19 protein-coding genes and 2 tRNA genes are annotated in these 20,976 nt (G+C 69.7%); 4 read left to right on the top strand and 17 right to left on the bottom strand.

Annotated elements, in window-relative coordinates; translation table 11 throughout:
- Window positions 1-13 precede the first annotated feature (13 nt).
- From J2Y42_RS13410 to J2Y42_RS13385, 6 genes are all read right to left on the bottom strand, one after another.
- Window positions 14-607, bottom strand: coding sequence for a hypothetical protein (locus J2Y42_RS13410; protein ID WP_309859451.1), 594 nt, complete (start codon window positions 605-607; stop codon window positions 14-16).
- 113 nt (window positions 608-720) lie between these two features.
- The gene (locus J2Y42_RS13405) at window positions 721-1,278 is read right to left on the bottom strand and encodes a hypothetical protein (protein WP_309859448.1); all 558 of its coding nucleotides are present in this window, start codon (window positions 1,276-1,278) and stop codon (window positions 721-723) included.
- A gap of 241 nt (window positions 1,279-1,519) precedes the next feature.
- The gene (locus tag J2Y42_RS13400; RefSeq protein ID WP_309859445.1) at window positions 1,520-2,233 is read right to left on the bottom strand and encodes a hypothetical protein; all 714 of its coding nucleotides are present in this window, start codon (window positions 2,231-2,233) and stop codon (window positions 1,520-1,522) included.
- Window positions 2,234-2,764: 531 nt separating this feature from the next.
- A tRNA-Ile gene (locus J2Y42_RS13395) sits at window positions 2,765-2,838 on the bottom strand.
- A gap of 19 nt (window positions 2,839-2,857) precedes the next feature.
- Window positions 2,858-4,111 carry a glycosyltransferase gene (locus J2Y42_RS13390; protein ID WP_309859440.1) on the bottom strand — a complete coding sequence of 418 codons (1,254 nt, stop codon included), beginning with the start codon at window positions 4,109-4,111 and terminating at the stop codon, window positions 2,858-2,860.
- A 93-nt stretch (window positions 4,112-4,204) separates the two neighbouring features.
- The gene (locus J2Y42_RS13385) at window positions 4,205-5,170 is read right to left on the bottom strand and encodes a multidrug DMT transporter permease (protein WP_309859437.1); all 966 of its coding nucleotides are present in this window, start codon (window positions 5,168-5,170) and stop codon (window positions 4,205-4,207) included.
- Between the two features lie 41 nt (window positions 5,171-5,211).
- On the opposite strand from J2Y42_RS13385, the gene def reads away from it, so the two are divergent.
- A complete protein-coding gene (gene def, locus J2Y42_RS13380; RefSeq protein ID WP_309859434.1) occupies window positions 5,212-5,778 on the top strand; it encodes a peptide deformylase in 567 nt (188 codons plus the stop codon).
- Between the two features lie 36 nt (window positions 5,779-5,814).
- Here def and J2Y42_RS13375 read toward each other — a convergent pair whose 3' ends face one another.
- A complete protein-coding gene (locus J2Y42_RS13375; protein WP_309859429.1) occupies window positions 5,815-6,690 on the bottom strand; it encodes an ATP-binding protein in 876 nt (291 codons plus the stop codon).
- A 125-nt stretch (window positions 6,691-6,815) separates the two neighbouring features.
- Complete coding sequence (locus J2Y42_RS13370; protein WP_018190944.1) at window positions 6,816-7,127, bottom strand: SHOCT domain-containing protein; 312 nt, start codon at window positions 7,125-7,127, stop codon at window positions 6,816-6,818.
- Between the two features lie 238 nt (window positions 7,128-7,365).
- On the opposite strand from J2Y42_RS13370, the gene J2Y42_RS13365 reads away from it, so the two are divergent.
- From J2Y42_RS13365 to J2Y42_RS13355, 3 genes are all read left to right on the top strand, one after another.
- Window positions 7,366-7,566, top strand: a complete 201-nt coding sequence (locus J2Y42_RS13365) for a hypothetical protein (protein WP_018190943.1) — start codon at window positions 7,366-7,368, stop codon at window positions 7,564-7,566.
- A gap of 94 nt (window positions 7,567-7,660) precedes the next feature.
- Window positions 7,661-8,944, top strand: coding sequence for a histidine kinase (locus tag J2Y42_RS13360; RefSeq protein WP_309859422.1), 1,284 nt, complete (start codon window positions 7,661-7,663; stop codon window positions 8,942-8,944).
- Entirely contained in the window at window positions 8,941-9,603 is a 663-nt protein-coding gene (locus J2Y42_RS13355) for a response regulator transcription factor (protein WP_309859420.1), read from the top strand. Before J2Y42_RS13360 ends, J2Y42_RS13355 begins: the two co-directional genes overlap by 4 nt.
- A 132-nt stretch (window positions 9,604-9,735) precedes the next feature.
- Here the strand turns inward: J2Y42_RS13355 and J2Y42_RS13350 are convergent.
- The 9 genes from J2Y42_RS13350 to J2Y42_RS13310 form a co-directional block, all read right to left on the bottom strand.
- A tRNA-Asn gene (locus J2Y42_RS13350) sits at window positions 9,736-9,808 on the bottom strand.
- 79 nt (window positions 9,809-9,887) lie between these two features.
- Window positions 9,888-10,904 carry a D-isomer specific 2-hydroxyacid dehydrogenase family protein gene (locus J2Y42_RS13345; RefSeq protein ID WP_396427158.1) on the bottom strand — a complete coding sequence of 339 codons (1,017 nt, stop codon included), beginning with the start codon at window positions 10,902-10,904 and terminating at the stop codon, window positions 9,888-9,890.
- An 11-nt stretch (window positions 10,905-10,915) separates the two neighbouring features.
- Complete coding sequence (locus J2Y42_RS13340; protein ID WP_309859415.1) at window positions 10,916-11,821, bottom strand: ATP-binding cassette domain-containing protein; 906 nt, start codon at window positions 11,819-11,821, stop codon at window positions 10,916-10,918.
- Window positions 11,822-11,831: 10 nt separating this feature from the next.
- Entirely contained in the window at window positions 11,832-13,520 is a 1,689-nt protein-coding gene (locus tag J2Y42_RS13335; RefSeq protein ID WP_309859413.1) for an ABC transporter ATP-binding protein, read from the bottom strand.
- Entirely contained in the window at window positions 13,517-14,587 is a 1,071-nt protein-coding gene (locus J2Y42_RS13330) for an ABC transporter permease (protein ID WP_309859410.1), read from the bottom strand. The genes J2Y42_RS13335 and J2Y42_RS13330 overlap by 4 nt, the downstream gene beginning before the upstream one ends.
- 1 nt (window position 14,588) lies before the next feature.
- Entirely contained in the window at window positions 14,589-15,686 is a 1,098-nt protein-coding gene (locus J2Y42_RS13325) for an ABC transporter permease (protein ID WP_309859405.1), read from the bottom strand.
- Window positions 15,687-15,781: 95 nt separating this feature from the next.
- The gene (locus J2Y42_RS13320; protein ID WP_309859402.1) at window positions 15,782-17,413 is read right to left on the bottom strand and encodes an ABC transporter substrate-binding protein; all 1,632 of its coding nucleotides are present in this window, start codon (window positions 17,411-17,413) and stop codon (window positions 15,782-15,784) included.
- A 209-nt stretch (window positions 17,414-17,622) separates the two neighbouring features.
- On the bottom strand, window positions 17,623-19,506 hold the full coding sequence (gene dnaG / locus J2Y42_RS13315; RefSeq protein WP_309859399.1) for a DNA primase: 1,884 nt from the start codon (window positions 19,504-19,506) through the stop codon (window positions 17,623-17,625).
- Window positions 19,507-19,578: 72 nt separating this feature from the next.
- Window positions 19,579-20,973 (bottom strand): DUF4282 domain-containing protein, encoded by a 1,395-nt coding sequence (locus J2Y42_RS13310; RefSeq protein ID WP_309859396.1) that lies wholly within the window; start codon window positions 20,971-20,973, stop codon window positions 19,579-19,581.
- Window positions 20,974-20,976: the final 3 nt, after the last annotated feature.

Raw genomic sequence — 20,976 nt, 5'->3', positions numbered from 1 at the left:
ACGGGCTTCCTGGTCAGGGCTGCCGGCTCAGGCCGGTCGCGACGGTGACCAGGCAGTCGCCCGCGCGTGTGGTGCGCAACGTGTAACGGCGGCCGTCGAGGCGCGCGGAGAGTCGTCCGACCCGGACGGCGCCGGGATCCCGCCGCAGGCCCCTCCCGTCTGCTTTGAGCACCGCTTCGACGGCTGTCCACCGACGGCCCGGATCGCCGCGGCCGGGTGCGAGCTCGTCGATGGCGCCGCTGCGCGCGCGCAGGTCATCCGTCGCCTCCGCGTCGATGCCGACGGGATGCCGGGCGGCCACCGCGAACGCCTGCCCGGCCGCGTGCGACACCGACACGTACAGACGCCGAGACCCGCCGACGACGCGGGGTCGGCCGTGCGACAAGCCGCAGTCCGGGCAGGTCGCGTCGATGCGCGCCTCCGCATCCCCCGCGTCGCTCAGCGCGCGCTGGAGGGCGGCCCGCCCCGCGACGAAAGCGGCCAGACCGTCGAGGTCGTGGTGCAATGACGACAGCCGCGCGAGGTCGCCCTCCGAGAGGCGGGAGGAGACGCGCGCGACGAGGGCGGCATCCACCGAGCGATGCGGGACGATGACGAGGGCGGGCATCGCACCTCCGTCCCGTGTGCCGGTCGTGACGATGCTAGCGCGGTGTGCGTCGGCGGCACGGAAAGTGCGGGCCGCCGGTCTCGCTTCCGACGGCCCGCAGCCTGGGGCGGAACTCAGCGGGCGGTGCCGCCGGTGCCGTCGTCGAAGCGGGGCGCCTCGTGGCGCGCGGCACGGCGCGGGGAGTCGTCCACCGCCGCGTTCGGGTCCTGCGGACGGTCGGCGACCGGCGCCGCATCCGGAGCGGGAGCGGCCGGAGCAGCCGTCGTAGCGGGTGCGGCCGCAGGGGCAGCGGTGTCGGCACGCGCGCCGTCGTCGACACGGTTGCCGTGACGGTCGGTGCGCACGTCGGGGTCGACGTGGTCGGCTCGGCGCAGGGCCTCCTCCGACTCGGTGCGGGCGTCGGCGGCGGCGTTCTGACGCTCCTCCGCCTCCCGGCGCAGACGTTCGGCGTCGACCTCGGCCTGCTTGGCGTCGGCGGCGGCCCGAGCGGCCTTCGCCTCACGCTCGCGCGCCTCGAGTTCGGTCTGCGCGGCAGACTGCCGCATCTCCTCCGCCTTACGACGATCCGCCTCGCGCTTGCGGTTGCGGCCCACCGTGGCGGCGATGATGGCGATCACGATGATGACGACCACCACGACGACGATGAGGACGATCCATCCGGTTGTGTTCATGCCGTGTCACGGTACCCCCGGCTCCCGGAATAGCTAGGGGATTGAACCATCCCGGGTGACGCGCTTGTGTCTTCGACGCCGCAACCACTGTCCGAGGTAGTAGGTCGGAGGCACCAGAAGCCCGACGGCGACCACCACACGCGGAGACGAGCCGAGTGCGAGCAGCCCGCCGGCAAAGGCGCAGCCCATCAGGATGGCGATCAGGACATCGAGTACCGCCCTCGCAAAGGACGAGTCGCAGTCAGCATTTGACGTCATAGATGAGCCCCGGTCCTGCGTGCGGAATGTTGAGCTGGATGCAACGCCCGGTGTCCGCCGTGAAGTCGACAATCTGAACCAACGTGTTCCCGTTCAACTCATAGCGAGTGGGCACGGGGTTCCCATTTGCATCCTTCGCCCACGGCGGAGTCACGTGCGCTACCGGACCGCCGTCAGCATTGACGACCACCAGACCGCTGTTCGCGGTAACGATTTGACCGCCGTCCGGGATGGTCAGCTCGTACTCATAGCGGGTCGGTGCGGATGGCTGCGCGATGACGGTGTTGATCTGCACTACGCCGTCGTTAGTGACTATCGAGACAGAGGTCGAACCGTTGTTGTTGTCGTAGGACACGATGCCGCTCTTCTCCACCAATGCCGGATCGGCGGACTCCGCGAACGGAAGACTGATCGAAAGCGACTCTGCTTCCGTGCCGAGAGTGATCCCGTCCAAAGCCTCGACCGGGAGAGCCACATCAACGCCGGCCACGCTTGCATCGATCGCGTCTTCTCCCGAGGCGCGCGTCGGAATTTCTGCGGCATTGCTGGCCGTCTCCGGCGTGGCTTCCAGCACCGCCGCAAGCGGGTCGTCGGGTCCGATATGCGCTGATGCCGGCGCGGCGCCCAGGAGGCTGACGACAATGGCCGAGCACGCCACGACAGCACACGTCAGCCTGACCGCGGCAAGTGGTTTCACTGCCTGAGATTTCCGCACAGAAATCACCTTTCGTTCTCCGTCGAACGCGCGAACCTTTGTGTCCCTCACCCGCATGCGGAAGGGGCGGCGCGGTTCGCGACCGTGCGGGGGATTCCCCCGTTACCAATGAAGACGGGGGCACATCGCGATCATGACGCGACGGAACGTATCGAGAGGTGCGCCGGGCATGCTGGGCGCGTGCTCTGCCGTTGGCGCGAACTGATCGCACCTCCAGCCGCCGTATGGTTCTAGCCTTCGGTCATGACAGTAGATGGGATCGTCACAACGGGCTTCGCAGTCCTGGCCATCATCGAGGGTGCGGTGTTGGCGTGGCTCGCTACGGCACGTCCGAAGATCGACGTTGAGTGGAAGAACGCCGCATCCGGGAGCGAGGATATAGAGCCAGCCGTGGTGGAAACCAGTTCCGGAGACATTGGAAGCGTTGGGAGTCCCCGGACTTGTATTTCTGACCTCATTCAGTCTGCCGCTGGTTTGCGACCCAGTCAGGCGCGTTCCGCGCTCTCAACGAAGTAGGGCGGACGGGACTTGAACCCGTGACCGAGGAATTATGAGTTCCCTGCTCTGACCAGCTGAGCTACCGCCCCGATCGTGCGCCGGCTCCGGTCACTCGGGAGCGGGCACGCTGGGGGCCGCGTCCGTCACCGGCTCGGCCACCGGCTCCCCACGATACAGGCTTTCGAAGGTGCTGATCGTGGTCTGGATGTCGTGCGCGGCAACGATGCGGAGGGACGCGCGCTTGAGCACATCCAGCTCCTCCTGCGGCAGCCGCAGCACGCTCTCCAGCTTGTCCGCGAGGTCCTGCGCATCGCCCGGACGGAACAGGTGCCCGTTCTCACCCTCGTGCACCAGGTGCGGGAGGGCCATGGCGTCGGCGGCGACGACCGGAAGGGCGGAGGCCATGGCCTCCATGGTCGCGATCGACTGCAGCTCGGCGATGGACGGCATGGCGAAGACCGTCGCCCGCGTGTACGCGTGACGCAGCTCCTCGTCGCTCACGTAGCCGAGGAACTCGACGCGGTCGGCGATGCCGAGCGTCTCGGCCATCGACTGCAGGTTCTTGAGCTGATCGCCGCCGCCGACGATCTGCAGGCGCGCGTCCAGGTCCTCGGGCAGTAGCTTGACCGCGTTGAGCAGCACGTCGATGTGCTTCTCGCCGGTGACCCGGCCGACGAACAGGATGCGGTTACCGCTGCGCGGGGTGAAGTCGGGGGTGTAGTTGTGGGCGTCGATGCCGCACGACACCGCGTGGACGCCACGGAGGCCGGTGGACGCCTCGAGGAACTCGGCCGCCTTGCGGGTGGGCGTCGTGACCGACTCTGCGCGGTCGAAGCTCTTGCGGGCGTCCGCCCAGGCGAGCCTGACGAACGTCTTGCGCAGAAACTTCGGCAGCAGCGTGAACTCGACGATGTTGTCCGCCATGACATGGTTCGTCGCGACGATGCGGATCCCGCGCTTCTCGGCCTCCGCGGCGAGACCGCGGCCGACCACGATGTGCGACTGGAAGTGCACGACATCCGGCTTCACCTCGTCGAGGACGCGGCGCGCGTTCGCCTTGCTCATCCACGGGAGGGCGAATCGCAGCCAGTCGTGCGGGTACCAGCGCCAGCTGCGGAGCCGGTGGGCCGTCATCTTCTGGCCCTCGTGCTCCTCGATCCAGGTGCCGTGCTTGCGGCTCGCGGCCGGCGCGACGATGTGCACGTCGTGGCCGTGCTCGACGAGGCCGGCGGCGAGGCGCTCGGCGAAACGTGCCGCGCCGTTGACGTCGGGGGCGAAGGTGTCGCAGCCCATCACGATGGTCAGCGGCTTCTTCTCAGCCGGGGCGGCAGGGGTGGGATGCGGTCCGCTCGAGTCAGGCACGTGGTTCGTTCCCTCGGTCGTGGGCTTCGGATGGCGAATCCGGCGACGGCGTTCGCGGCCCGGGCGGGTGGTCGCGCCCGGTCGTTCAACGGCCTAGTCTAAGCGGCTTTCCTCCGCGGCGTCGGCAATGCGGTCAGCTACCGGCGCGTCCGACGCGCTCTGCGGATGGTACTTCGCCAGCTGGAACACGCCGAGGATGGCGACGGCGCCCGTCAGCGCGAACCCGACCATGGCCCACCAGGGAGCCCCGGCCGCCTCGTTCAGCACCAGGATCCCGATCGTGACGGCGACCAGCGGGTCGATGACCGTGAGGCCGGCGATGACCAGGTCCGGCGGGCCGGACGAGTAGGCGTTCTGCACGAAGTAGGCGCCGAGCACGGCGGCGAGCAGCAACGCGACGATGCAGGCGACGAGCAGCCAGTCCCACTCCTGATTCGAGATGCGGTCGATGGCGACCTTGGCGAGGGTGGCGACGAAGCCGTAGAGCACACCCGCGCCGACGATGTAGATGATCGCCTTGAACTTGTGACGCAGGAACCAGAACAGCGTGCCGAACGCGATCAGCACGACCGCGAGGATGATCAGGATGACGATCAGCGCCCGGCTGGTGACCGGCAGATCCCGAGCGAACACGGCGGCCAGCAGTACGAATGCGCCGACGCCGCTGACGCAGAGGGTGACCGCGATCACGGATTGATGGTTGAGCTTCACCCCGCTGACCCGCGCGTTGAGGATGCTCGTGATCACGAGACCGACCACACCGAGCGGCTGCACCAGGATGATCGGCGACAGCTTCAGGCTGACCAGCTGGAAGACGATGGCGAGACCGAGGAGCAGTGTCCCGATCACCCAGGACGGCCGCGCGAGCAGGCGACCCATCTGGCGGCCGCTGAGTCCGCCGTCCGCGTGGCCCGCTGTCGCCTCGACCTTGGCCACGCCGTGGTGCTGCAGCTGGGCGCCGACGGAGAGGAAGCAGGCACCGACGAGCGCGACCGGGATGCCCAGGAGCTGGCTGGGCTGATACGACAGGTCGAACGCGTCCATCAGTTCCGTGCCCACCCCACCGACCCTACCGGGAATGATCCGGATAGTCTTGCTGAATGGCCGTCATCCCCATCCGAATCACCGGTGACCCCGTTCTCCACTCCCCCGCCCTCCCCGTCGCCGAGATCGACGACGAGCTGCGCACCCTGGTCGCCGACATGTTCGAGACGATGGATGAGGCCCCGGGCGTCGGGCTCGCCGCACCCCAGGTGGGCGTGCCGCTCCGCCTGTTCGTCTACGGCTGGACCGACGACGACGGCGTCTCGCACCGCGGTGTCGCGATCAACCCGACGCTGTGGTTGAGCCCTCTGCCCGTCGGCGAACTGGACGAGGACACCGAGTCGGAGGGGTGCCTGTCGTTCCCCGGCGAGCGGTTCCCTCTGCGGCGGGCCGAGCACGCCATCCTGCAGGCCACCGACCTCGGCGGCGCCGAGTACGAGGTGCGCGCCACGGGCTGGCTCGCACGCATCTTCCAGCACGAGTACGACCACCTCGACGGCGTGCTGTACGTGGACCGGCTGACGCATCCCTTCGGGAAGGCGGCGCTGAAGACCCAGCGGAAGAACAGCTGGGGCGTGCCTGGGCTGAGCTGGCTGCCCGGACGCGACCACCTCGAGGACTGACGCGGCCGAGGCCGCCGCTGGTGTGGCGGATCGCGGTCAGCGCCGCAGGTCGACCCCGTGGATGCCGTTGTGATGGCGCAGGGCGGGGAACACCGCTGACAGGGTGAAGCCGACCCCAGCGACGGTCTGCGCGTTGAGCGTCCCTCCGAACAGGGCGGCACGATCGCGCATCTCGATGATGCCGGCTCCCTCGTAGTGCTCGGTGAGCGCGCGGACGTCGTCCGCGATCGAGTACGCCGTGGCCTGGTCGACGCCCTCGCGGTCGAGACCCAGCCGGCGCGCGGCAGCGCGGATGCCGTCGTCCTCGACGCTGACGGCCAGACCCTCCGGCGTCCAGGCGAACGCGACGGCGGCGTTCGTGCCGGGTCCGCCGTGCTTGAGGGCGTTCTCGAGACTCGTCTGCAGGATGCGGAACACAGCCAGCTCGGCGCCCGGTCGCAGCTCGAAGCGCTCCCCGCTCTCCGTGAAGGTGACCGCCAGCCCGGCGTCGCGCATGACCCGGAAGAGGTCGCGTGCCGAGTGGAGGCTGGGCTGGGGCGAGGAGGCGTCCTGCGCCTCGCGCGCGACAGCCTGCAGCCGGCGGAGGTCGGCAAGCGCATCCCGAGCGGACGTTTCGAGCACACCGGCGGACCGGACGGCCGCTGCGGGGTCGGCGGAGGCTGCATAGCGGACGCCCTCGGCCTGCGTGACCAGCCGAGAGACGGATTGGATGGCCACATCGCCCAGGTCGCCGATGATCCGGAACCGGCCCGCCTGCTCGGCGAGGTCGAGCTCGCGGTCGATGCGGTCCCACTCCGATTCTTGACGCGTATCGCGGAGTCGGATGCGGCGGCTGCGCTCCCACAGCCAGAGGCCCAGGAAGACGAGCGCGGCGATGCCGAGCGCGACGGCCGCGATCACCATGACGTCCATCTCCCGTCTCCTTCCGCCGCATGGCTGTGCGGCCCGGTCAACACTACCGGGCCGCACAACGGTGGGGACGGGACCGGACGCGGCTGTGGATGACTCCGCGTCCGGGCGCCCTGTGGAGAAACCGCTCAGGCGCTGTCGCGGTTTGCCCGCAGCACCTCCAGGCGCGCCCGGTACTCCTGCTCGTCGATGTCGCCGTTGGCGTACCGCTGCGCGAGCGTCTTCTCTGCGGAGCGGACGCCGCCGTTCGGCCCCCAGCCGTCGTATCCACCGCGCGCAGCGGCAGCACGGCGCCAGCGTCGACCGGCGAATCCGAAGATGGCGACGAAGACGAGGATCCAGAAGATCGGGATGAAGATCCACCACCAGCCGACGAACGGCGGGCCGTAGGCGACGGCGCAGGGCGCGGCGGCGACGACGGTGGCCAGTGAGCTGAGCATGATGCGTGTCCAATCGTGAGTGGTCCGCGCCTCTCGCGGACCGACACCCTCAGCCTCGACGCCCGGCCCCCTCGCCGAATCCCCCCTCGGGTGCGTTCCGCCCTACTCCCCCGGGAGCACATTTGTGCCGAATGTGCGCTCAGCGCCGCCCAAAACGCACATTCGGCACGAATCTCGAGGCCCCCGCACGAGAAGCGCGCACTGTCGCGCGGGCGGCGCGCGGTCGTACGATGCCCGCATGGAGCACGAGGACGGCCGGCACGAGGCCGACGACGAACAGCCGGATGACGCGGTCACCGAGTACGAGAACGACCAGGCGGAGAACCGCGAGTCCCTGGAGCGCGAGGCGGGATTGACGGCCTTCGGCGGCCCGACGTTCGGGCACCTGTTCGACCAGCAGCCCGACGACGGCGGATTCGACGCCGAGCACAACCCGTGAACTCACCCCACGCCGTCTGCGTACTCCCCGGGGAGTAGATCCCGGACACCCGCCGGCGGACGCGACGCCCAGGTGCCCTGGCTAGCATGAGGAGATGCCCTGGAACGCGCCCCCCGATCAGGGAGCGAACGCGCGCTTCGGAGACACTCCGACCGAACCGCCCGGCTGGGAGCGCACGCCCTGGACGGAGCGCGGCCGCCCGCGCGGCGCACGCTGGTTCGCGGTCATCGTCGCCGCCCTCATCCAGCTGCCCTTCATCGTCATCGCCGCACGGGATGCGTCGCACGATCCGCTGACCCTCGCCTTCTCGCTGCTCGCCTTCGCGGCCTCGTTCGTCCTTCTCGCCTCCCCGCGGCATCCCGGCCCCACTGTGGTCGCCATCGCCGTGCTGTGCGCACCGGCCATCGCGGTGACCACGGGACCGCCGTTCTCGGCAGTCCCGCTCGCCTTCGCCGTCGTCAGCGCGGTTGTCCGCGGAGCGCGTGTGTGGGCCTGGTGGACGCTCGCCGGCTTCGCGATCGCCGCTCCGGTCGCCGCCTACCTGCTGCGCGGCCAGCCGGCCGCCATGCTGCGGCCCCTGATCATCGCGCTCATCCTCTGCCTCCTGCTCGGTGTCGGCGAGGCGCTGCGCAATCGTCGTGAGCGGTTCCGCGAGGTCGCCCGCCAAGTCGCGGCGCGACGGGAGGCCGCAGCGGAGGCCGAGCGGCTCCGCATCGCCCGCGAACTGCACGACGTACTCGCGCACTCGCTCTCGCAGATCAGCGTCCAGGCCGGCGTCGGCCTCCACCTGTTCGACTCCCGGCCCGAGAAGGCCCGCGAGAGTCTGGAGGCGATCAAGACCACCAGCAGCCAGGCGCTCGAGGAGGTGCGCGGCGTCCTCGGCTTCCTCCGGGGTACCGAGGAGCAGGCCGCCCGCTCCCCCGAGCCTGATCTCACGCGCATCCCGGTCCTCGTGGAGACGTACCAGAAGGCCGGCCTGCGCGTCACGTACGACACCGACCTGACATCGACCCCGTCCGCCGCGACGCAGCTGGCGCTGTACCGGATCGTCCAGGAGTCACTGACCAACATCGGCCGGCACGCGCAGGCGTCCAGCGTCGCGATCCGGCTCACCGAGATCGACGGCTGGTACGTGCTGACCGTGCGCGACGACGGCCGGGGCCTGCCCACAGCCGCGAGTGGAGATGGCCGCACGTCGGCCCAATCCGCCGCCGCGGGCGTCGGACGGGGCGGACGGGGCATGGTCGGGATGCGCGAGCGCGCCGAGCTGCTCGGCGGCCGCTTCGACGTCCGCCCCGCCGACGGCGGAGGGCTCCTCGTCGAGGCGCGTATCCCCTCCACGGCACCGCGGTCGGCGCAGAGAGAGGCCGCATCGTGATCCGGGTCCTGCTCGCCGACGACCAGCTCCTGGTCCGCGCCGGTTTCCGCGCGCTCCTGGAGGCCGAGGACGACGTCGAGATCGTCGGTGAGGCCGGAACCGGGCGCGCGGCGGTGGATCTCGTTCGCGAGACGCATCCCGACGTCGTGCTGATGGACATCCGGATGCCGGACGGCGACGGACTGTGGGCGACCGGTGAGATCGTCGCAGACCCGGCCCTCGCCGGTACCCGCATCGTCATCGTGACGACGTTCGAGCTCGATGAGTACGTCGCCCAGGCGATCATCGCCGGCGCCAGCGGTTTCCTGGTGAAGGACACCGAGCCGGTGGAGCTCATCCGCGCCGTGCACGTCGTGGCCGACGGCGACGCACTGCTCTCCCCGGGCGTGACCCGGCGGCTCATCGAGCGTGTGTCGGGCGGGCTGCGGCCGGCACCGGATGCGGCGGCTCTTCAACATCTCACCGACCGCGAACGCGAGGTGCTGACCCTGGTCGCACACGGTCTGACCAACACCGAGATCGGCGAACGGCTCTTCCTCAGCCCGCTCACCGCGAAGACCCACGTGTCGCGGATCATGACGAAGCTGGATGCGCGCGACCGCGTCCACCTCGTCGTCCTGGCCTACGAGACCGGCCTCGTCCAGCCCGGCTGGCAGTAGCGGCGGCCCGCAGATTTGCGCCAAATCGTCGTTCTGCGCGCGCCATAACCGTGATTTGGCGCACATCGCAGGCTCGAAGGGTGCATAACGAAAACCCCCGGCCTTCCGAAGAAGACCGGGGGTTTCACAACGCTCCCCGACTTGGACTCGAACCAAGAACCTGCCGGTTAACAGCCGGCTGCTCTGCCAATTGAGCTATCGAGGAATGCTTGATCAGCGAAGCTACTCTAGCAAGGTTCGCGGCCACGGGAGAAATCGGGCGTGCATCCCGCGCGCGTCCAGCCTCAGTACCCTGCCGACGGGTCGACCACCCCCACGAACCGGCCGTCGTCGAGGAAGGCGTGGACGTTCAGACGGATGCGCTCGGCGAGCAGCGGGGCCGTCATCTCGGGGGTGTCCGCCTGGTGCGGCGTGATGATCACGTTCGGCTCGTCCCAGAGGGGATGGCCGTCCGGCAGCGGTTCCGGGTCCGTCACATCGATGCCCACGCCCGCGATCGTGCCGGAGCGCAGCGCCTCCAACAGGGCATCCGTGTCGACGAGTCCGCCGCGCGCTATGTTCACCAGGTACGCGGTGTCCTTCATCGCCGCGAACTCGTCCGCGCCGAACAGGTGCCGCGTTCCACCGGTGAGCGCGGCGGCGACGACCACGAGGTCGGCCGAGGGCAGCACCTCGCTGAGCCGGTCGGCGGTCACGGTGCGGACGGCACCCTCCACCGGTGATGCGGTGCGCCGGACGATGGTGACGCGCACACCGAACGGCTCGAGCAGCCGCATCAGCTCCAGGGCGATGCCGCCGGCGCCGACGATGACGACGTCGAGGCCGTACAGCGACCGTCCCTCCTGCTCCGTCGCCCACGACCGGGCACGAACGCGCTTCGGGATCACCCGCAGCAGCGCGAGGCTCAGCACCAGGGCGTGCTCGGCCACGGGCTGCGCGTAGGCGCCCTTCGCGCTGGTCCAGATCAGCCCCGGGCGGTCCTCGGTCGCGAGGACGTCGGCGAACGCATCCACACCGGCCCAGGGCAGCTGCACCCAGCCGATGCCGGGATGCGCGTGCAGCACCGCCGGGAACTCGGCCGCCTGCGTGTTGGACAGCCAGACCACACCGCGTGTCCGTTCGGAGAGCGGCTCGACCGTCCCGCCGGCCGACTCGACGGCATCCACGAACCGCTGCGACGGCTGCGGCAGCACGGCGATCGGTCCGGACTCCGGCCGCTGATCCTCCGGAAGCGCAGTCGTCTCGACGGCCAGCACGGCCCGGTGATGCGACGGCGTCCCGGTCTGCTCGGTCTCGTCCATTCCCTCTGCGCTCATCGCGTCTCCACTCCGTGCTGTTCGACCGCTCCCGTGCTCTCCGCCGTCGCGCGCCGGGTCGCCCCGCGCTGGGGTCGCCGCTCCGTCCGCTGCGCCGGCGGCTTCAGCGCGCGTGCGAGACCGGCGACGAAGGGATGCGTCGGGTCGGCGAGCACCTGCTCAATCGGTCCGTAGCCCACCGGCCGGCCGCCCTGCAGCACGAGCGACACATCCGTCGCCCGCCGCAGCACGGCAAGATCGTGACTCACCACGACCGCCGAGAAGTCGGGATGCCCGCGCAGCTGCCCGAGCAGGTCGATGACCGCGTCGCGCACGGTCGCGTCGATCCCGGCGGTCGGCTCGTCGGCGACCAGGATGGTCGGCCCGAGCACGAGCGCCCGCGCCAGGGCGACGCGCTGCCGCTGCCCCGAGCTCAGCTCGTACGGGTACTTGTTGAGCACACTGAGCGGCAGGTGCACGGTGTCGAGCATGGTCGCCGCCCGGGCGCCCGCCGTCCGCCGCGGATACCGCTCGTCGCGCTCGAAGATCGGGAGCGTGACGTTGTCCTGCACGCTGAGCGACGGCTCCAGGGTCGCGGCGGCCTCCTGCGGCAGGTAGCCGACGTGGAAGGTCACCTCGGCCAGGTCGCGCTTGCGCGCCTTCCGCAGCGGGTGACCGAGGACGGACGCCTCTCCCCCGCTGATCCTCGGGCCCGGATCGGATGCGCGCGGAGGGAGGACTCGTCCGGACAGCACCTGCGCGAGCGTGCTCTTACCGGAGCCGGTCTCCCCCAGCACGCCGAGCACCTGCCCCTGCTCGAGGCGGAAGCTCACCCCGCGCAGGGCCACGCATGACGCGCTCGGGCCCCGCGCAGGGTATTCGACGGACAGGTCGCTGACGACGATGGCGGGGTCGGAACTCACATCTTCGACCCTAGGCGCTCTCCGCCTGCAACTCCCGCAGCGCCTCGCGCCGGTCGGCCTGTTCGACCGGGTCCGGGACGGGCAGGGAGGCGAGAAGCCGCTGGGTGTACGCCTCGCGCGGGTTGCCGAGCACCTCGGCGCCGGTCCCCTCCTCGACGAGCTTTCCGCGGTGCAGTACCGCGATCCGGTCGGCGAGAATGTCGACGACGGCGAGGTCGTGGCTGATGAACAGCGACGCGAACCCGAACTCCCGCTGCAGGTCGGCGAAGAGCTCCAGCACGCGCGCCTGCACCGAGACGTCGAGTGCGGAGGTCGGCTCGTCGGCGATCAGGAGGCTCGGCTCCAGCGCGAGCGCACGCGCCAGGCTGGCGCGCTGCCGCTGACCGCCGGACAGCTCGTGCGGATACCGGTCGCCGTACGCGCGCGGCAGCTGGACCGCCTCCAACAGCTCGTCGACGCGGCGACGGGCCTCGGTGGCCGAGCTCGCGCGACCGTGGACGACGAGCGGCTCGGCGACGCACTCGGCGATCGTGAGCAGCGGATTGAAGCTCGACGCCGGGTCCTGGAACACGAACCCGATGTCGCTCCGCACCTTGCGGAACCGCCGCTCGCGGACGCCGTTCATCTCGATCCCGAGCACTTCGAGCGACCCGCCGGTGACCTTGTTGAGGCCCGCGATGGCCCGCCCGATGGTCGTCTTGCCCGAGCCGGACTCGCCGACAAGGCCGAGCACCTCGCCCGGACGGATCTCGAACGAGACCCCGTCGACGGCCACGAACCCGGGGCGGCCGAGCCGCCCGGGGTACTGGATGCGCAGATCGCGCGCCTGGACGACCGGCGCCTCGATCGGGCGCTCGGCCCGGGCGATGGCGCGGTCCTGCGTGGCGATCAGGCCCTGTCCGATCTTCGGCACAGCGGCGAGCAGCTTGCGCGTGTAGTCGGCCTGCGGGGAGGAGAACAGCGTCCGCACATCCGCCTGCTCGACCAGCTTGCCCTGGTACATGACCGCGACGCGGTCCGCCAGGTCGGCGACGACGCCCATGTTGTGGGTGATGAGCACGATGGCGGCCCCGAACTCGTCGCGACAACGTCGCAGCAGGTCGAGGATCTCGGCCTGGACCGTCACATCCAGAGCGGTCGTCGGCTCGTCCGCCACGATCAGCCCGGGGTTCAGCACGAGCGCCATCGCGATGACGATGCGCTGCTTCTGGCCGCCGGAGAACTGGTGCGGGTAGTACTTGACCCGCTTCTCCGGCTCCGGGATGCCGACCCGGCCGAGGATCTCGACGGCGCGCTCCCGCGCCTCCTTCTTCGACAGCTTGCCGTGTGCCCGCAGACCTTCCGCGATCTGCCAGCCGACGGGATAGACCGGGTTCAGCGCCGTCGACGGCTCCTGGAACACCATGGCCACGTCGGTGCCGCGCACCTCGCGCAGCTTGCTCTTGCCGATGGAGACGATGTCCGCCTCCGTCTTGCCATCGCGGCTGCGCAGGATGACCGCACCCGATGCCGTCGCCGTCTCGGGCAGCAGTCCGAGGATGGTCTTGGCGGTGACCGTCTTGCCCGAGCCCGACTCGCCGACGATGGCGAGCACCTCGCCGGGGGCGACGTTGAGGCTCACCCCGTCGACCGCCTTCACGGCGCCGGCGTCGGTGGAGAAGGAGACCGACAAGTCCTTGATCTGTACGACGTCGCTCATGGACGCACCTCGATTCCGTGCTCGTCGAACGATTCGCCGCCCTCGAGTCCGTCGACCCCTCCGGGGCCGGCCGTCAGAGTGCCGCCGGGGACGACCGAGGTCTCGGCGACCTCTCCGGAGGCCGCAGCGGCGCGGCGGCGGCCGCGGAGACGCGGGTCGGCCAGGTCGTTGAGGCTCTCGCCCACCAGGGTGATGCCCAGCACGACCAGCACGATGGCGAGACCCGGGTAGATGGAGGTCCACCAGATCCCGCTGGTCACGTCATCCACGGCCTTGTTGAGGTCGTAGCCCCACTCGGCGGCGGCGGTCGGCTCGATGCCGAAGCCGAGGAAGCCGAGGCCGGCGAGCGTGAGGATGGCCTCCGACGAGTTCAGGGTGAAGATCAGCGGGAGCGTCCTGGTCGAATTGCGCAGCACGTGCCGGAACATGATCCGGCTGTTGCTCGCGCCGACGACCCGCGCCGACTCGACGTACGCCTCCGCCTTGATCCGGACGACCTCCGAGCGGATCACTCGGAAGTACTGCGGGATGTAGACGACGGTGATCGAGATCGCCGCCGCCAGGATGCCGCCCCACAGGCTCGACTGCCCGCCGCTGATCGCGATGGCCATGACGATCGCGAGCAGCAGCGACGGGAAGGCGTAGATCGCATCGCAGATGACGACGAGCACGCGGTCGAGCCAGCCGCCGAAGTAGCCGGAGACGAGTCCGAGCAGCACGCCGAGGAAGATCGACAGGAGCACGGCGATGATGATGACGAGGATCGCGGTCTGCGCTCCCCAGATCACCCGCGAGAACACGTCGTAGCCGCCGGACGTGGTGCCCCAGATGTGCGCGGCGCTCGGCGGCTGCTGCGCGCCGAACGACTTCCCGTCCGCCTTCGACTGCGCGAACCCGTACGGCGCGATCACGGAGGCGAAGATCGCCGTCAGGATGAACAGCGCGGTGAGCACGAGGCCCACCACGAGCATTCCGCGCTGCAGGCCGACGCTCTGGCGGAGCTGGTGGACGACGGGCAGGCGGTCCCAGAGGGAACGCTTGCGGGAGGTCACTGATGCGGTCGACATCTCAGTACCTCACTCTCGGGTCGATGAGGGCCGAGATGACGTCGACCACGAAGTTGGTGAGGGTCACGATGACGGCGAGCAGCACGACCATGCCCTGCACGGCCACGAAGTCGCGCGCCTGCAGGTAGTGGACGAGCTGGAAGCCGAGGCCCTTCCACTCGAACGTCGACTCCGTCAGCACGGCACCGCCGAGGAGCAGGGCGATCTGCAGGCCGATGACCGTGATGATCGGGATGAGCGCCGGGCGGTAGGCGTGCTTGCGCAGGAGCCGCGATTCGCCGACACCGCGCGATCGCGCCGCGTCGACGTAGTCGGTCGACAGCGTCCCGATCACGTTGGTGCGGACCAGCCGGAGGAAGATGCCGGCGGTCAGCAGACCGAGGGCGAGTCCCGGGAGGATGGCGTGCATCAGCACGTCGCCGACCACGGCCGGGTCGCCGGTCTGGAACGCGTCGATCAGGTAGATGCCGGTCTTGTTGTCGAGCGTCTGCATCTCCAGCTCGGAGCTCGTCGATGCGCGTCCGGCGACCGGGAGCCAGCCCAGCCAGATGGAGAAGATGAGCTTCAGCACGAGCCCGACGAAGAAGACCGGGGTGGCGTAGAAGAGGATCGCCATGATCCGCAGGCCCGCGTCCGGGGCCTTGTCACGGAAGTAGGCGGCGATCAGGCCGAGCGGGATGCCGACGATGAAGGCGACGATCAGCGCGTAGAACGCGAGCTCCAGCGTTGCTGCGCCGTACGTCAGCAGCACCTGGGTGACCGGCTGGTTGTCGGTGAACGTCGTCCCGAAGTCGCCGCGCAGCAGCTGGCCGAGGTACTCGAAGTACTGGACGATGATCGGCCGGTCATAGCCGGCCTCGTGCACGCGCTCGGCGAGCTGCGCCGGGGGCAGCTTCCCGCCGAGCGCCGCGGTGATCGGGTCTCCGGTCGACCGCATCAGGAAGAAGACGACGGTGACCAGGATGAAGATGGTCGGGATGATGAGAAGGGCGCGGACGAGGATGTAGCGGCCGAGGCCGCCTCCGGATCGTCGCTTCGCCTTCGTCCGGTCCGGCCCGGGGGCGGTCCCGGCCGCCGGGGCGCTGACAGTCGCTGTCATGGAAGCCAATCGTGATGGTTCGTGGAAAGGGGGCGGCTCGCTGCGTGAGCGAGCCACCCCCCGGTTCGGCTCAGAGCTGGTGGCTCAGAACCGGTTTACTTCGAGAGAGCCGCGTAGCGGAACTTGAACGACGGGTCGAGCGTCTTGTCGGCGCCCGAGACACCCTTCGCGACGACCGCGATCTGCGAACCCTGCAGCAGCGGAAGCGTGCTGAGGTCCGCCCCGACCTTGGCCTGGATCTCCTCGATCAGCTTGGTGCGCTCGGCCTTGTCGGTCGTGCCCGCCTGCTTCGCGATGAGGTCCTGGACCTCCGGGTTGTCGTAGTGGTTCGCCAGGAAGTTCTCCTTGATGAAGAACGGCGACAGGTAGTTGTCGGCGTCCGAGTAGTCCGGGAACCAGCCGAGCTGGTACGCCGGGTAGACGTCCTTCGTGCGGTCCTTCGAGTACTGCACCCACTCGGTCGACTGCAGGTTGACCTTGAACAGGCCGCCGTTCTCCAGCTGCTCCTTGACCAGGGCGTATTCGTCACCGGAGGACGGGCCGTAGTGGTCCGGGTTGTACTGGAGGTTCAGCGAGACCGGGGTCGAGACGCCGGCCGCCTGGAGGGTCTGCTTCGCCTTGTCGAGGCTGGGGCCGCCGTTGCCGTCGCCGTACAGCTCCTTGAGCACCGTGGTGGCGCCGGTCAGGCCGTCCGGGACGAACGAGTACAGCGGGGTGTAGGTGCCCTTGTAGACCTGGTCGGCGATGGCCGAGCGGTCGACGAGGTCGGCCGCCGCCTGACGCACGGCGAGGGCCTTCTTCGCGTCGGCCTCCGGCGTGGTCGCACCGAACGGCTGGGTGTTGAAGTTGAACACGATGTAGCGGGTCTCGCCACCCGGTCCCTTCACGACCTTGACCTTGTTGTTGTTCTCGAGGCTCGCGACGTCGGTGGCCGAGAGGCTGCGGAAGGCGACGTCGATCGCGGCCTTCTGAATGTCGAGCTTCAGGTTCGACGACTCGGCGTAGTACTTGACGTTGACCTTGTCGGTCGCGGGCTTGCCGAGCAGACCCTTGTACCCGGAGTACGCCTTGTAGGCGATCAGGTTGTTGAAGTCGTAGCTCGTGATGTCGTACTGACCGGCGAACGGGTGGCCCTTGACGATGGTGTTGTCGGGCGTGACCTTGTCGGCCGAGAAGACCTGCTCATCCACGATCGGACCGGCGGGGCTGGAGAGCACCTGTGGGAAGGTCTGGTCGTTCGGGACCTTGAGCGTGAAGACGACCGTGGTCTTGTCCGGCGCCGAGACGCTGTCCAGGTTGGCAAGCAGCGATGCCGGGCCGTTGGGGTCGTTGATCTTGATCTGGCGGTCGAAGGTGAACTTTACGTCCGACGAGGTGAGGTCGTGTCCGTTGGCGAACTTCAGTCCCGGCTTGAGCTTGACCGTGTACTCGGTCGGCGAGGTGAAGTCGGCGCTCTCGGCGATGTCCGGCTTGACGTCCGGGCTGCCGTACGGGGTGTTCAGAAGGAACGGGTAGACCTGGTTCATGACGGCGAACGAGCCGTTGTCGTACGAACCGGCGGGGTCGATCGACGTGATCTTGTCGGTGGTGCCGACGGTGATGGCGCCACCGCCGCCGCCGCCCGAGCCGTTGTTGTTCCCGGAGCAGCCGGCGAGCACCAGTGCCGCGGCCGCGAACGCGGCGGATACGGCGAGCAGGCGCCGTCCGCCGTTGTGTGCGGATGTCATATCCGATTACCTCTTCCTGGTGTGGGATGCGCAAGCGGCGTCGTCACGGGCGTGCGGGATCGCCGTTCGCGTGAGAACTTTCCTAGCACGGAATGCTCGTTCTTCCTGCATTCGGATGCGGATCCGGGCGCGATCTTTACACGGACGCAACAAAAGAGCGCAGCTGCGGGCATTCGTCTGCGGATTCCGCAGGCGGCGGTTTCCGCGTGCTATTCGCCGCGCAGCCGGCGCCGTTCGCTCTCGATCGCGACCATGGCGAGCGAGATCTGGCGGCGCAGCTCCGGGTCTTCGGTGCGGCCGAGGCGCGAGGTCAGTTCCGCCTTCTCGCGGAGCAGGTCGCGGTCGATGAGGCCATCGACGATGGATCGTGCGTAGCGCCCCGGGTCGCCACCCTGCGGGAGCTCCGCAACAGCCAGCGCGTTGACCGTCGGGGCATACGCCTGCGGCACCTCGGCGAGCACCCGATCCACCCAGCCCGGCTGTTCGAGGGTGGCGAGCTGACTCGCGATCGCGTCGCGCACCACGGCGTGGGTCGGGTTGACGAACGGGACCTGCACGGCGCGCGCCGCCCGCTCCTGGCCGACCTCGTCGGGCAGCTGCAGCAGCACCATGAGGCTCTCGCGCTCGGTCCGCTGCGTCGGATCGGTGAGGTCGGCCTGCGCGAGAGGACGCGGCTGCTCGGCGGAGCCGGACGGGCCGTCGCCGCCCGGGTACGAGCGGCTGCGGCCGTCGTCGCGGGTTCCGTCGCGCGAGCCGTCGCGTGAACCGGAGCCTCGCTGGGCGGCCCGGACGGCGCGAATGGCGTCCTGCAGGTCTGCTCCCGAGAGCCGCGCGAGTTCGCGGGTGTAGCCGTTCTGCGATGCGGGGTCGCGGATCGTCGCCACGATGGGCGCACCCGCGCGCAAGGCGGCCGCCCGGCCCTCGACCGAGTCGAGGTCGAAGCGCTCGACGGTACGGCGGATCATGAACTCGAACATCGGCTTGCGTGCGTCGATCATGCGGCGCACCGCCACATCCCCCTGGGCCAGCCGCAGATCGCACGGGTCGAGGCCGTCCGGTCCGACCGCGACGTAGGTCTGCGCGGAGAACCGCTGCTCTTCGCCGAACGCGCGGGAGGCCGCCTTCTGGCCCGCCGCGTCCGGGTCGAACGTGAAGATGACCGAACCCTGGCTGTTGTCGTCGCCCATCACGCGGCGGATCACCTTGATGTGGTCGACGCCGAACGAGGTGCCGCAGGTGGCGACCGCGGTCGTGATCCCGGCGAGGTGGCACGCCATGACGTCCGTGTAGCCCTCGACCACGACGACCTGGTCCTGTCGCGAGATGTCACGCTTGGCCAGATCCAGCCCGTAGAGCACCTGCGCCTTCTTGTAGACGGGGGTCTCGGGGGTGTTGAGGTACTTCGGGCCCTTGTCGTCGTCGAGCAGGCGGCGCGCGCCGAAGCCGATGGTCTGGCCGGTGACGTCGCGGATGGGCCAGATCAGCCGGCCGCGGAAGCGGTCGTAGACACCGCGATCGCCCTGCGAGACGAGCCCGGCGGTCAGCAGCTCCTCCTGACTGAAGCCCTTGCCGCGGAGGTGCTTGGTCAGCTCGTCCCAGCTCTTCGGGGCGAACCCCACGCCGAAGTGAGCCGCCGCCGCTGCGTCGAAGCCGCGCTCACCGAGGAATCGGCGGCCGGGGTCGGCATCCGGGGCGGACAGGCGGTCGCGGAAGAACTCCTCCGCCGCGGCGTTCGCCGCGAGCAGGCGGGCGCGGTTGCCGGAGCTCTCGGAGGGGCCGCCGCCGCCCTCCTCGTAGTGGAGCTGGTAGCCGATGCGCGCGGCAAGCCGCTCGACCGCGTCCGTGAACGAGACGTGGTCCATCTTGAGCAGGAACTCGTAGACGTCGCCGCCTTCGCCGCAGCCGAAGCAGTGGTAGCGGCCGACGCCCGGGCGCACGTAAAAGCTGGGGCTCTTCTCGTCGTGGAACGGGCAGAGGCCCTTGAGTGCGCCGACGCCGCCGGTCTTGAGACTGACGTAGTCGCCGACGATGTCGCCGATGTTGGTGCGGGCTTTGACCTCTTCGATGTCGCTCTGTCGAATCCGGCCTGCCATGCTCTCGATTCTAGTGAGCCGGACCGACGCTCCGGCCCGGACGGCGAAACCCGGAGGGCCCGGCCGTCGCGGTCACTCCCCCGGCGGGCGGCGGCGACGCGTGTTCTGGGCGATCTCGATGATGGCGCAGAACACCTCGATGCCCACGCGCAGCAGGAGCACGCTCAGCATCGCCCCGACGAGGGTGATGAGGACGCCGAACAGGAACACGAACGCACCGATCGGCGCGTGCGTCGCGATCGCCGAGGTGAGCGAGTTGGCGAAGCCGACGATGATGCCGAGCGCGATCAGGACGAGCCCGACGACGTACACCGGACCGGCGAGCTTGCGCGTGACGTAATTCGTGAACGTGAAGTCGAACAGGGAGGAGAAGAACCGCGAGTCGTCCAGGCGGTCGGCGAGGTCGCCGACCGTGCGGCCGGGGGTGGAGTGTGCGCCGGGGGCTCCGGTCGTCGCGGAGTCGGCGGTCGCGCCGTCGGCGGTGCCGCCGTCGACGGTTGTGGCGCTCGCTCCTACAGCGGTGGCTCCGACGGGGGCACTCGGCGCGGCTGCCGCAGGCGCGGCGGGGGCTGCGGGCGGTTCGGAGGCGTTCGTGGGTTCGTCGCCCGTCTCGCTCACCGTCGTCGTGTCCACAGCGGCCTCCTGGTCGGTGTCGGTCGTGTCGGCATCGAGCCGCTCGGTCGGAGTGTCTGCGGGCACGCCGGCGGAAGGCGCCGTGCCCGCGGAGGTAGTCGTATCGACGGCTGCTGCGGCAGCGGCCACAGCAGCCGCACCCTGATCGGTGGATGTGGGTCGCGCGTAGAGTTCTTCGGCCGTCGGGAGACGCTTGGTCGCCGCGGCGCCGGTGTCGTCGGACGCCTCGGCAGTGCCCGTGCTCTCCTCGATCAGGGGCTCGGCGGGCGAGGTGGAGGTGTCACGGGCCGACGCGCTGCGGCTCCGACTCGACCCGCTGCTGGGCGCGAGCGGCTCGCGGGCACCGAGGGTCGCATCCATGATGTCGGGTGCTTCGCCCTCCGGTGCGATCGGGGTGGGCTTCGCGGTCGTCCGGCGGGTTCGAGGCGTCGCGGGCTTCTTGGCCGCGGGCTTTCGCGCAGCCGCAGGCGCAGTCGTCTCGCCGGTCGGGGCGGCGGCATCGTTCGACGGGTCGGTCTCAGGGATCTGCGACGCGGCGCTCTTCGTCGCCCGTGGCTTGGTCGACCGTGCTGCGGGCGCACCCGCGGTGGACGACGCGGCGGACTTGGCCCCGGTCGTCTTGGCCCCGGTCGTCTTGGCCGCAGTCGTCTTGGCCGTTCGGGTCGTCGAGGAGCCGGTCGTTCGCGGGGTCCGGGTCATGCCCGAGCCCGCGGTCGCACCGCCGCCCGCCGCCGGCGTGGCGGCTCCGGTCCCCTCCGGTGGGGTGCCGGCCGTCTCCGTCGACTCCCCCTCTGCGGGGCGGTCGCCGTCGGACGGTGGTAGTGCGGTGCTCATTCG

The organism is Leifsonia sp. 1010 (assembly GCF_031455295.1).
Classification (GTDB): Bacteria; Actinomycetota; Actinomycetes; order Actinomycetales; family Microbacteriaceae; genus Leifsonia.
The sequence above is the reverse complement of the archived record's forward strand: the minus strand, read 5'-3'. Positions and strand labels throughout refer to the sequence as shown.

What these genes read in the sequence shown, in the direction of transcription:
- J2Y42_RS13410 (WP_309859451.1), bottom strand. Translation starts at nt 607, where the DNA reads ATGCCCGCCCTCGTCATCGTCCCGCATCGCTCGGTGGATGCCGCCCTC.
- J2Y42_RS13405 (WP_309859448.1), bottom strand. Translation starts at nt 1,278, where the DNA reads ATGAACACAACCGGATGGATCGTCCTCATCGTCGTCGTGGTGGTCGTC.
- def (WP_309859434.1), top strand. Translation starts at nt 5,212, where the DNA reads ATGGCCGTCATCCCCATCCGAATCACCGGTGACCCCGTTCTCCACTCC.
- J2Y42_RS13375 (WP_309859429.1), bottom strand. Translation starts at nt 6,690, where the DNA reads ATGGACGTCATGGTGATCGCGGCCGTCGCGCTCGGCATCGCCGCGCTC.
- J2Y42_RS13370 (WP_018190944.1), bottom strand. Translation starts at nt 7,127, where the DNA reads ATGCTCAGCTCACTGGCCACCGTCGTCGCCGCCGCGCCCTGCGCCGTC.
- J2Y42_RS13365 (WP_018190943.1), top strand. Translation starts at nt 7,366, where the DNA reads ATGGAGCACGAGGACGGCCGGCACGAGGCCGACGACGAACAGCCGGAT.
- J2Y42_RS13360 (WP_309859422.1), top strand. Translation starts at nt 7,661, where the DNA reads ATGCCCTGGAACGCGCCCCCCGATCAGGGAGCGAACGCGCGCTTCGGA.
- J2Y42_RS13345 (WP_396427158.1), bottom strand. Translation starts at nt 10,904, where the DNA reads ATGGACGAGACCGAGCAGACCGGGACGCCGTCGCATCACCGGGCCGTG.
- J2Y42_RS13335 (WP_309859413.1), bottom strand. Translation starts at nt 13,520, where the DNA reads ATGAGCGACGTCGTACAGATCAAGGACTTGTCGGTCTCCTTCTCCACC.
- J2Y42_RS13330 (WP_309859410.1), bottom strand. Translation starts at nt 14,587, where the DNA reads ATGTCGACCGCATCAGTGACCTCCCGCAAGCGTTCCCTCTGGGACCGC.
- J2Y42_RS13325 (WP_309859405.1), bottom strand. Translation starts at nt 15,686, where the DNA reads ATGACAGCGACTGTCAGCGCCCCGGCGGCCGGGACCGCCCCCGGGCCG.
- J2Y42_RS13320 (WP_309859402.1), bottom strand. Translation starts at nt 17,413, where the DNA reads ATGACATCCGCACACAACGGCGGACGGCGCCTGCTCGCCGTATCCGCC.
- dnaG (WP_309859399.1), bottom strand. Translation starts at nt 19,506, where the DNA reads ATGGCAGGCCGGATTCGACAGAGCGACATCGAAGAGGTCAAAGCCCGC.
- J2Y42_RS13310 (WP_309859396.1), bottom strand. Translation starts at nt 20,973, where the DNA reads ATGAGCACCGCACTACCACCGTCCGACGGCGACCGCCCCGCAGAGGGG.